The 10,369-nt window shown below is 55.4% G+C and carries 8 protein-coding genes; 6 read left to right on the forward strand and 2 right to left on the reverse strand.

The annotated features are described in order from the left end of the window. The 4 genes from ACEU5R_RS31080 to ACEU5R_RS31095 form a co-directional block, all read left to right on the forward strand. A partial coding sequence (locus ACEU5R_RS31080) for a hemagglutinin repeat-containing protein (protein WP_392413678.1) occupies positions 1 to 4,150 on the forward strand: 4,150 nt, incomplete at its 5' end. Positions 4,151 to 4,157: 7 nt separating this feature from the next. After that, the gene (locus tag ACEU5R_RS31085) at positions 4,158 to 4,451 is read left to right on the forward strand and encodes a hypothetical protein (RefSeq protein WP_392413680.1); all 294 of its coding nucleotides are present in this window, start codon (positions 4,158 to 4,160) and stop codon (positions 4,449 to 4,451) included. Between the two features lie 610 nt (positions 4,452 to 5,061). Then, positions 5,062 to 5,352, forward strand: coding sequence for a hypothetical protein (locus ACEU5R_RS31090; RefSeq protein ID WP_392413682.1), 291 nt, complete (start codon positions 5,062 to 5,064; stop codon positions 5,350 to 5,352). Positions 5,353 to 5,771: 419 nt separating this feature from the next. Next, positions 5,772 to 6,026 (forward strand): MafI family immunity protein, encoded by a 255-nt coding sequence (locus ACEU5R_RS31095; RefSeq protein WP_392413683.1) that lies wholly within the window; start codon positions 5,772 to 5,774, stop codon positions 6,024 to 6,026. A gap of 1,435 nt (positions 6,027 to 7,461) precedes the next feature. Here the strand turns inward: ACEU5R_RS31095 and ACEU5R_RS31100 are convergent. Then, positions 7,462 to 7,683, reverse strand: a complete 222-nt coding sequence (locus ACEU5R_RS31100) for a hypothetical protein (RefSeq protein ID WP_392413685.1) — start codon at positions 7,681 to 7,683, stop codon at positions 7,462 to 7,464. Here ACEU5R_RS31100 and ACEU5R_RS31105 point away from each other — a divergent pair. Further along, complete coding sequence (locus ACEU5R_RS31105) at positions 7,670 to 9,127, forward strand: hypothetical protein (protein ID WP_392413687.1); 1,458 nt, start codon at positions 7,670 to 7,672, stop codon at positions 9,125 to 9,127. The two genes, ACEU5R_RS31100 and ACEU5R_RS31105, sit on opposite strands and share 14 nt — an antisense overlap. A 62-nt stretch (positions 9,128 to 9,189) precedes the next feature. Next, entirely contained in the window at positions 9,190 to 9,534 is a 345-nt protein-coding gene (locus ACEU5R_RS31110) for a hypothetical protein (protein ID WP_392413688.1), read from the forward strand. A gap of 122 nt (positions 9,535 to 9,656) precedes the next feature. Here ACEU5R_RS31110 and ACEU5R_RS31115 read toward each other — a convergent pair whose 3' ends face one another. After that, positions 9,657 to 9,941 carry a hypothetical protein gene (locus tag ACEU5R_RS31115; protein WP_392413690.1) on the reverse strand — a complete coding sequence of 95 codons (285 nt, stop codon included), beginning with the start codon at positions 9,939 to 9,941 and terminating at the stop codon, positions 9,657 to 9,659. Positions 9,942 to 10,369 lie beyond the last annotated feature (428 nt).

The raw sequence follows: 10,369 nt of genomic DNA on the forward strand, positions 1-10,369 counted from the left end.
TGGCGCCAAGTTCGCGCAGGACAACGGGATCAAGCTCGGCGTCGCGCTGACCGAAGCGCAGCAGCGCCAGCTGACCACCGACCTGGTCTGGTTGGTCGAACAGACCGTGACCCTGCCCGACGGCACCACCGAAACCGTGCTGGTGCCGCAGGTCTATCTGCTGGTGCGCGCGGGCGACCTGAAAGGCGACGGCACGCTGCTGGCGGGCCGCAGCGTCCATCTCGCCGTGGACGGCAATGCGACCAACAGCGGCACCATCGGCGCGCGCGAGGCCACGGTCATCACCGCCGGCAACATCGTCAACCAGGCCGGCGGCACCATCCAGGGCGGCAGCGTCAACCTGGCCGCGCGCGAGGACCTGACCAATCTGGTATCGCTGATCAAGGGCGACAAGGTGGCGCTAAGCGCCGGGCGAGACATCGCGCTGACGTCGACCTCGGCGTCTGAGAACAACGGCAACACCTGGGGCTCGCACCTGACCGGCGTGGCGCGCGTGGATGCCGGCAGCCTGAACATGCAGGCCGGCCGCGACCTGACGCTGACCGCCGCGCAGGTGTCGGTCAAGGACGACGCCCGTCTGCAGGCTGGGCGCGACATCAACTTCGGCACCCTGACCGAAAGCCATGGCGAAAGCTTCGCGCTGAACTCGCGCAACCGCCACGCGCTGAGCACCAGCAAGGAAATCGGCGCCGCCGTCGCGGCGGGCGGCAACCTGACGCTGGTCGCTGGCCAGGATGTCAACGCGCGCGCGGCGGACGTCACCGCCGGCAAGCAGTTGGCCGTGGGCGCGGGGCGCGACATCAATCTGATCGCCGGCGTGGAGTCCGGTTCGGCCCGCGACGAGATGTACTACAAGACGCGCGGCTTCCTGTCGAGCAAGACCACGCACACCATCAAATCCGGCGACTGGGAACAGGCCCAGGGTTCAACCTTCACCGGCGACAGCGCCGTGCTGATGGCCGGCCGTGACCTGAACGTGGCCGGCTCCAACGTCGGCGCGCAAAAGGACCTGGTCCTGTCCGGCGGACGCGACGTGAACATCGTGGCTGGCGAGAACGCCTCGGACAGCTATGACTACAAGATGGTCAAGAAGTCCGGCTTCGGCGCGCTGGGCGGTTTGAGCTTCGGCACGCGCCAGCAGACGGACTGGGTCGATGGCAAGAAGGTCTTCCATACCGCCAGCACCGTGGGCAGCGTAGAAGGCAATGTGCTGATCAACGCCGGCAACGGATTGAACGTCGTGGGCAGCAACGTGATCGCGCGCCAGGGCGACGTGACGCTGATCGGCCAGCAGGTCAACATCGTGGCCGCGCTCGACACCGCGCGCAGCAAGGAATTCCACGAGATCAAGCAAAGCGGCCTGTCCGTCACGGCCAGCAACCCCGTGGTCAGCGCGGTCCAGACCGGCGAGCGCATGGCCAGCGCGGCGAGCAAGGTCGATAACCCGGTGATGCAGGGCCTGGCGGCCGGCACGGCTGGTTTGGCGGCTTACAACGCCTACGACGCCGTGCAGAAGATGGGCAGCATGAAGGATGCCACGTCCCTCGACAAGGTCGGCGGGGTCAGCGTCCAGATCAGCCTGGGCAGTAGCAAGAGCACCAGCACTACCGAGCGCAACGCATCCAGCGCGGCGGGCTCCACCGTCGCGGCGGGCAAGGACCTGACCATCATCGCCCAGGGCGCGGGCCGGAACTCGGACATTACCGTCACGGGTTCGAACCTGTCCGCCGGCGGCAACGCCGTGCTCAAGGCCGAAGGCGACGTCCTGCTGCAGGCGGCGCGCAACGCCTTCGAACAGAAGACCGACAGCAAGAGCAGCAGCGCCAGCATCGGCGTGGGCTTCAATGTGGGTAGCGCGAACACGGGCGTCACGCTGGAGCTGGGCGTCTCGGCCAGCCGGGGCAAGGCCGACGGCAAGGACGAAAGCTGGACCAACAGCCACGTCACCGCCGGCGACGTGCTGGCGATCCAGTCGGGCGGCGACACCACCTTCAAGGGCGCCTCGGGCAAGGCCGAGCAGATCATCGCGTCGGTGGGCGGCAACCTGCTGCTGGAGAGCTTGCAGGACACCAGCAAGTACGACGCCAAGAACCAGAGCGCGGGTTTTGGCGCATCGATCTGCCTGACTGGCACGTGCACGAGCAACATAAGCGCCAACGCGGGCCAAGGCCAGATGAAGAGCGACTTCAAGTCGGTGACCGAGCAGACCGGCCTGTGGGCAGGCAATGGCGGTTTCCTGATCGACGTGAAGAACAACACCACGCTGATCGGCAGCGTCATCGCCAGCAGCGACAAGGCGGTGGCCGACGGGCTGAACAAGCTGAGCACCGGCACCTTGGTGACGGAGGACGTCAAGAACAAGGCCAGCTACAGCGCCTATCAGGTCTCGGTGGGCGGCGGCATCGGCCTGGGCGGCGGCGACAAGAGCGGCGGCACGGGCTTGGGCACGACCAAGGACAACCAGGTCGCGGGCGGCGCGAGCAAAGAGGCGAGCACCTCGCTGCCGTCGTCGGGCAACCTGTCGTTCAAACCGCCCACGGTCGCGGCCGCCAGCGGCAGCGGCAGCTCGACCACGAGCAGCGCCATCAGCGGCGGCACGATCGTGATCCGCGACGAGGCGGGCCAGCAGGCGCTGACCGGCAAGACGGCGGCGGAGACGATCGCTTCGTTGAACCGGGATACGTCGGATACGTTGAACGCGCTTAAGCCGATCTTTGATAAGGAGAAGATCGAGGCGGGGTTTGAGATTGTTTCGGAGGCTAGTAGGCAGACGGGGCAGTTCTTGGCGAATCGTGCGGAAGAGGCCAAGGCGCTCAAAAAGGCGATGGACACCGAGACGAATCCCGAGCGCAAGCAGCAACTGAAGGATCAGTATGAGGCAGCAGCGAAATGGGGGCCTGGTGGTGACTACAGGCAAGCGTTAACGGCGCTGACACTGGCGGCTGGCGGTAACGTGACTGGCGGTGCTGGCGAGTTTGTACAGGCGGCAGCAGTCAATTATCTGCAGGGTCTGGGAGCGGCGAAGATCAAGGAGATCTCGCCGATGCTGGGAGGCGAAGGCGCGCCTGGGCAAGTCGCGTTGCATGCCTTGCTGGGATGCGCGGGGGCTGCGGCGAAGGGGGCAGGTTGCGGAGGAGGAGCGGCTGGAGCTTCGGCGGGTATCGTCGTTAGTCAACTGCTGGATCAGGCGTTTGGGAAGCCGGCTAGCAAGCTTGATGCAGTGGAGCGGGAAGCGCGAATCAACTTGGTGACTAGCTTGCTGGCAGGCATGACGGCCGTGCTGGATCCCAAGGCTGTAGCTGCGGTGAATGATGCGGCGCGGTTGGAGTTGGAAAACAACCAACTTGCACCATGGTCGCCATCGATGGGAACCATGGGGTCGTCTGGCACGCTGTTGGGTGGATTGAGAGGAGGTAGAGGAAGCGGTGGAGAGACGACGAGGCAGCGGTTGGGTCTGGATCCTCACGGCGAACTAACCGCGGACGAGAATATCGCGCGGCAGTTGACTCGATTGTTGGGCTCGCTGTTTGGGGCGGACGGAGGATCAGCAGAAACCAAGGGACCCTTGGAAACACCGGTAGTGCCACCGGGAGGCGATACTCGTTTACCCGGATATCCGGGCGATTCGCGGCAACCAGATCGGACGCCAGGATACGAATCTGATCCTGGCAGCGTCGGTACGCCTGGATATCCAGCTGATCAGAATGGTCATCAGGGTGGCAGCGTGATGCCGATGCCTGATCAGCAGGGGCCACAGATAATAACAAATGAAAATTATAATAATCAGAATGGGGGTGCTACAAATAATGGGCAAACGCCGGAAGGCTCATCATTCGTTTGCCGAGGGGGTACGTGTCATTCTGAAAAATTTGCCCAAGGTAGCGGTGTTACTCAAAATGCTGATGGGACACTCAATGGTGTGTCAGTTCAAAGTAGTAACAGTGGAACAGTGCATACGCTGTCGATACCATTCAAGAATGGGCAAGTTGGGGTGACAACTGTAGGTGACATCGAAAAGGCTGGTGGAAAGATAATTTATGATGGAACGCCTTATAACCCCAATCATGCAACGATTAGTGGATTGACAGCCCAGCAATTGGAAAAGCTCTTTACTCCAACTATTCGGAATCCAGCAAAGCCTGGAAAGTGAGTTTCTTATGTCTCGCCCGGTTTTTTATGTTGATTTCAACGAAATGGTAGATGCTAATACCGTACTCCTATCAAGAGAGGATGTTAAGGTAGATAGGTCTGGTGTAAATGTGCGACTTCATGAGGGTATGCTTATAAGTGTTTGTATGGACGACTTGGATGAGCATGGAAAAATTGATGATCTGGTCGCTAATGGTGTGGTAGTAAGGAATGTCAACCCAGGCTGGGGCGCTCACGTAAAGTGGAGTTGTCAGATTGATGAGGATGGTATTCGAACACAATCAGAGGTAATGAAAGATTAACCGCTGGTTTAACGATACGGGTGCGATGAATATCTGATTTATCATCGTTTGATGGTTTAAAAAGTTCGGTGTGAGGAACAGTTTAGGTATTCAAGTTCTTTAGCATGTATCCGGTCGCCCGAGTGTACTGAGATGGTATTCACCTGACACGGGCTCCAAGCCCATGTTTGCTCAAGCAGCCTCGGTGAACATTCCTCCGGATCGGACTACTGTATCTTGTCATCATCAACATCTGCGCGGGAGTTCTGCCGTCCGCATCGGCCTTTATACGGCCGCTCATAGCTGTCGTGTGGCAACCAGGCACCGCAGCCTCCCTTCATCTGCTCAATCGATTCTTATTAGATGGTGCGCCTCGCAATGTGGAGGTTTTCGCCCTGTTAGATACGGTGCGGCCGCTAGCTAAATGTGAAATCATTGCTCTGCGAGGAAGCGTCGCGTACCCAAATATGGTAATGAAGGCGGTTACCGAGGGAGGGATCATTGGTTGCTAAGAGAAAGATACTGGAAGGCCGATTTATCAAACAGAAGTAAATGGCAAGTCTATAAGTATCGCTGTAACTGTGGGCAGTAATGATTTTGTTGTGGGTGAAAACCCTGCAGGGAGTGAAAAATGAAAGCGCTAAAATTGATGGCCGATTATCAATGTTTTCCTCTTTGGCAGGCTTCGACCAATGCGGTGGGAAATGTTGATCCGCAAAGCTTGCCAATATCTTTGGCACTGCAAAATCGATTGCTGAGCTGGGCAGAGAAATTCGATGCCACATTGAATGCTGACGATCCGGCGCGATCGGGATTTCTAAATGAGAGTGCTGCCAGTGAGTTCCGCGCAGAAGGGGAGATGTTGGTGCGATGTTTGCAAGATGAACTCGGGTCAGTCTATGCAATTGTGAAAAAACTATGAGATATATATTATTTATAGATAATTAATTTAAGATGAAAGGGTTGGTTGTCGTGAAATTCAAATAGAAATATTTTATTGAGCTAGGGGCTGGTATTTATTAGTGCGGCCGTGGTGAGCACTTCCTTCTAACCCGACGATTGAGTTTTTCAACTTGTGCATTTGTCAGATCCCGCCCTTTGTAGTCTAGCTGTGAAGCGCTAGTTCGCACGGCGCTGTGCAGAAGATGAGCAGCATGAAGGATGCCATGTCCCTAGACAAGGCCGGCGGCGTTAGCGTCCAGATCAGTCTGGGCGGCAACAAGAGCAGCAGCGACGGTGTTCACATCCGAGTGGTATATGAACCGGCTACGGGAACGGTGCTTACAGCATTTCCTGACAATAATCCGATTCCTTCCTATAAATCTGTGAATTAGTGATTCTATGTACAAAGATAGGATTTTTTTGTTCGGCAATCGGTTTATTAATCGCATGGATACGGGGCTGCTTGAGGCTGCGCTGCAGTATGTGGATTTCGATGAGGCGGGTCTGGCATTTGAGACGTTGTGCGATCATATCTGTGAATACGATATTTTAATTTCTCAAGAAGAATACGTCGAGGCAATTGATTTGGCGTTGGATATGGAGTTCGATATTAATATGGCTAGATATACTTGTATGAAGGCGCTGATAAGGTAGGAGTGCTAGCGATGTAGTACTGGTTTATGCATATTGGCGCGCTATTCGGTGGTAGTCGCCTAGATGTGATTCAAGCCAGACTTTCCATAAGTCGACATGTACAAGGCCAAATGCAGAGCGTATGGCGTAGCCGAAAATTTGTGCTGAGATGGTATTCATCAAATACTGACCCCAAGCCGGTGTTTTCTCAAACAACCCCTGCGAACACGTCCTCTGGGTCGGGCTGCTGCGTCTTTCTTCCTGCATCGAACATCTGCGCCGGGGTTCCGCCGTCCTCCATGCAGCCTTGGTAAAGGCAATCGAGATTTATAAGGTAATCTATGTCGTCGAGGATTATTGAAAATGGAAACTTCAAACGTTGGGTGCGCTTTCTGCTTTCATTATTGGGAGTGGTCCTTCTTTTTGGCGGCCTTAGGCATGACTCTTATTTAGTTATTCTATTGGGGTTTTTGATTGGCTCGATTGGTATGTATGCGTCGCAAGCTGCGATGCTAGGAATCAAGCCTTTTTCTGAAAAATCTAAGGATATATCAAAGAAAAAGGAAGGGAATTCTGAGTAAAACATATTTCTAATTTCATTTTTTGCTCCTACAAGTCAGGCCAAATACCATCCAACAGTTGCCGCGCTAGGCTAACCTGATCTGGCTCACGAATCCTCGTGAGTCTGGTTTGGCGACCGGATTAGCGAAAATTGGATTCTGTCTTTAAGGCAGCCCGCATATACGAGCGCGTACGATGTTTATGGGTAGGCGATTGCGGGAAGGGGCATGCCCCTGCCGGTCCCCTGTGCGCCGGTTCGCCAATCCTGCTTTCTGCCTGCCCGCTTCAATTTGGAGATGAGTGGTAGGCCATCCAGCACAGGGAGGCCGAAATGGCTCGTCACTTGAATGAGCACCCGCTTTCCGAACGCCGTTGGTACATAGCGGGCATGGAAGAGTTCGGCACAGTCGCAACGGCGCGTGTGCATGATGTGGAACGTACCCAGCACGCGATAGAAACCATCGTGCGAGTTGTAGGCAACGGACGCGAGTGAGTCAATTGCAGGAGGCTCGCAGTCGTTGGACCGATGGACGGTCATCAGCCTGCTCGGCGGCGTTGAAAGCCTGTGCGACTACTTGGGCTATGTGACTGAGGCAAGGCTGGAACAGGCGGATCACGCGTCGGTTTTTGAGCGCAAGCGCGGTTGGAGGCGTCGGCTGTTGGCGAATGGCCTTTTCGACGAACTACGGGCCACTTAGACGGCATTGATATTGGAAGAGCACGGGCGGTGGCTATAAGGTCGCGGTCTTCCGGCTGACGTGATCGTCTTCGGGGGCAGGTCAGTCCTACAATCACGAGCGCCCAAATACGGCTCTGGGCGGATTTACCCCCCAAACAGCGCCTGGCCATGGCCGCGTAGCGTTCCTACTTCTGCCAATCGCTAAAAATGGGGGGATTACCCGAGCACCTCGCTGCCCTCGTCGGGCAACTTGTCGTTCAAACCGCCCACGGTCGCGGCGGCGAGCGGCAGCGGCAGCTCGACCACGAGCAGCGCCATCAGCGGCGGCACGATCGTGATCCGCGACGAGGCGGGCCAGCAGGCGCTGACCGGCAAGACGGCGGCGGAGACGATTGCGTCGTTGAACCGGGATACGTCGGATACTTTGAACGCGCTCAAGCCGATCTTTGATAAGGAGAAGATCGAGGCGGGGTTTGAGATTGTTTCGGAGGCTAGCCGGCAGACGGGGCAGTTCTTGGCGAATCGGGCAGAGGAAAAGAAGGTCGCCGAAAGAGCGCTGGCGGATGCTATCAAGACGGGCAATACCGGCGATGCTTCCAATATGAAAGCACTTATGGACCGAGTGCAAAGTGCGCAAGATTGGAGTGCGGAAGGTAAGTACGGTTTGGTGCTATTGGCCGTTACAGGCGCTGCGAGTGCGAATGTGACGGGTTCGACCAGTGCATTTGTACAGTCGGCTGCAGTGAACTATCTCCAAGGTTTGGGAGCGGCGCAGGTAAAGAAGATTTCCGACTCTCTGGGTACGGGCTCCCAAGCCGAGGTGGCACGCGCGGCACTGCATGGCATCGTGGGATGTGCAGGTGCGGCGGGTCAAGGTGCTGCATGCGCCTCGGGAGCGCTGGGCGCGAGCGCGGGCAGTATCTTGAACAGCTTAATGGGTACGCCGGAAGGGCTAGATCCTGAGCAAATCGAAGCACGGCGGAACCTGGTTACCAGTTTGGTCGCTGGCATCGCGACCGCAGCAGGGGCAGAGGCGGCAACGGCGAGCAACGCTGCCGCGTTGGAAACGTCTCGGAATTGGGGATATGTCGTAGCTCCTGTCGCGGCAGCTGTAGCGTCGAGGTGCGCGACCAATGCCACTTGCCAGCGCGTTACCACTCAGATTGTGGACAAGACGGTCTACGTTGCTGTGCAGATGAAGGACGGCGCAGTTTATGTGGGGAGCGCTGCGCTGGTAGGAATCTCGGCGGCTTCCGATACGGTAGGAACCTGGGCGTCCGAGTTCGTGGACTATGTGACGGGCAGAGATAAAGCGTTGCCAGGCAAACCGGGTGACGTGGTGCATGTCGTCACGCCTCCGCCGCTACCTGCTGAAAAACAGGTATTCGGATCGGAAATTCCGGTGTGGCCGAGTGAGCCGATTCAGACTGGAGGTACGCCGGGGTATGAGGCGGATCCGGGGAAGCATGGCGGAGGTAGTGTTACGCCTTTGCCTGACGTAAAAGGGCCAGATCTCATTTTGAACGAGGCTTCAGGTGATTCAACCGGAGAGGCGGGAAGAAAAATCGGACTGGAGCGGGAGTTGCGTGTTGCCCAATTGGTGCAAGGTTCACGATCGGGGGAAAAAGTAGTTGTTGCTGGCATGGGGTCGACAGATATCGACGTAGTTGCCAATAATGGAGACTTGGTAGCGGTCGGCGGGGCTGCCAAGGCAAGCAATCTAGGTAAATTGGGACAAGAATTGCGCATCTATAAGGAAGTTGCTCAACAGAGAGGCGTCGCGGCGAAAGCTTATTTCTTTGAGGGGACTCCAGATTCGGTTATTAAACTTGCCTCAAAAATACTTGGTTATGAAAATGTTAAGTCATTTACAAAGGAATGATGATGGGGAGTGCAAGTTGCAGGGTTTTTATTCCAGAGTTGTTTCGAGATTCTTTCTCTGTTGTGAAAAATTCCCTTTCTAGCTTAGGGGTTGTTTTAGAGAATCCTCTCACCAAAAAGATAACTAGTTGGACAGATGAGGGTAATCAAATAGAACTGCATCCAAATGAAAAGGGTGGCGTTGATTTTGTGGAGGGGGTGGATAATGTTCAGTTTTGGATAAACGCAGGAGAAGACGTCTTTGTTAAATGGGTGAGGTTTGAGGAGGGGGTGGAGTTTTGTTTTTTCTTAAATGGCGTTGATAGGAAGTTTGCAAGGCAAATTATCTCCATGCTTGTTGATATTGTTTTCGATATATACCAATCCTCTTATGAGGAAAAAACGGCTTTTGCTATAGATTTTGATTGAAAATTTGGCTGGCTTTGAGATGAGTATTCGGGGTGAATTCTTGCTTGAATTGCTTGAATGCGCCGCTGTCAGCGGGGGCTTACTGTTTTCTACCGCGAGAAGACGTGATTGGTCATAGCACTCTAGGACAGTTTGAAGATTGGTCTTGCCTTCACACTAGAGCTTGTCGGCGAAGCCAGATCGCCGTTGATGGCGTGCGTGCCGCTCGCCAGGGTGTTTCCAAGAAGTGCAAGGAATATGCCATCGGCTATAGCTTTATCCAAGCCGACTAGAACCTGAACTGCCTGCGGCGGTACCGTGCGAGAAGTTTGGTTCCAATTAATCGGGGTGCTGTTGGCTTGTGGAGAAACGAGCTTGCCTTGGAGCAGCGAAGTAGGAAAATAATTGTGAGGTGGTTTCTTGGGCATGTACGTTGCTATTGCGAGAGGTGTTGGCGTATTTTTTTCTGAGGGAATTTTTGATTGCATCGTTGAGTCAACAAGGGTTGGATTTGAAAATAGGGAGGAAGGCTGTCGAAAAGAAATATATGCATCTTTTGATGAGCAAGGTCAGAATTTTATTACTCTGGATTGTGTGGGGATTAGCTGTTTTAATTTGTTTTATGGACACTGCAGGAGGGCGATGGAGTGTTTTCCTACGTCGGAAAGGGCGAAAGATCTATCAGAGCATAGGATCCCGATTATTTTGTCTCACTGGTCGGAAATGTTGCGAGTTATGAGAGAGGATCCGAGATACAGGGATTGATTCGCAGGGAAATAGTAGGGGCAAGGATCGATTTTGTAATTTGAGAACTCTTTAAAGAAATAAAGAAGTGCTTGGTTTTTATGGGGTATCG

The organism is Achromobacter sp. 413638 (assembly GCF_043119405.1).
Lineage (GTDB): Bacteria > Pseudomonadota > Gammaproteobacteria > Burkholderiales > Burkholderiaceae_B > Achromobacter.

Excerpts from the sequence above, each read along its gene's own strand:
- ACEU5R_RS31085 (WP_392413680.1), top strand. The coding sequence starts at position 4,158 with ATGTCTCGCCCGGTTTTTTATGTTGATTTCAACGAAATGGTAGATGCT.
- ACEU5R_RS31090 (WP_392413682.1), top strand. The coding sequence starts at position 5,062 with ATGAAAGCGCTAAAATTGATGGCCGATTATCAATGTTTTCCTCTTTGG.
- ACEU5R_RS31095 (WP_392413683.1), top strand. The coding sequence starts at position 5,772 with ATGTACAAAGATAGGATTTTTTTGTTCGGCAATCGGTTTATTAATCGC.
- ACEU5R_RS31115 (WP_392413690.1), bottom strand. The coding sequence starts at position 9,941 with ATGCCCAAGAAACCACCTCACAATTATTTTCCTACTTCGCTGCTCCAA.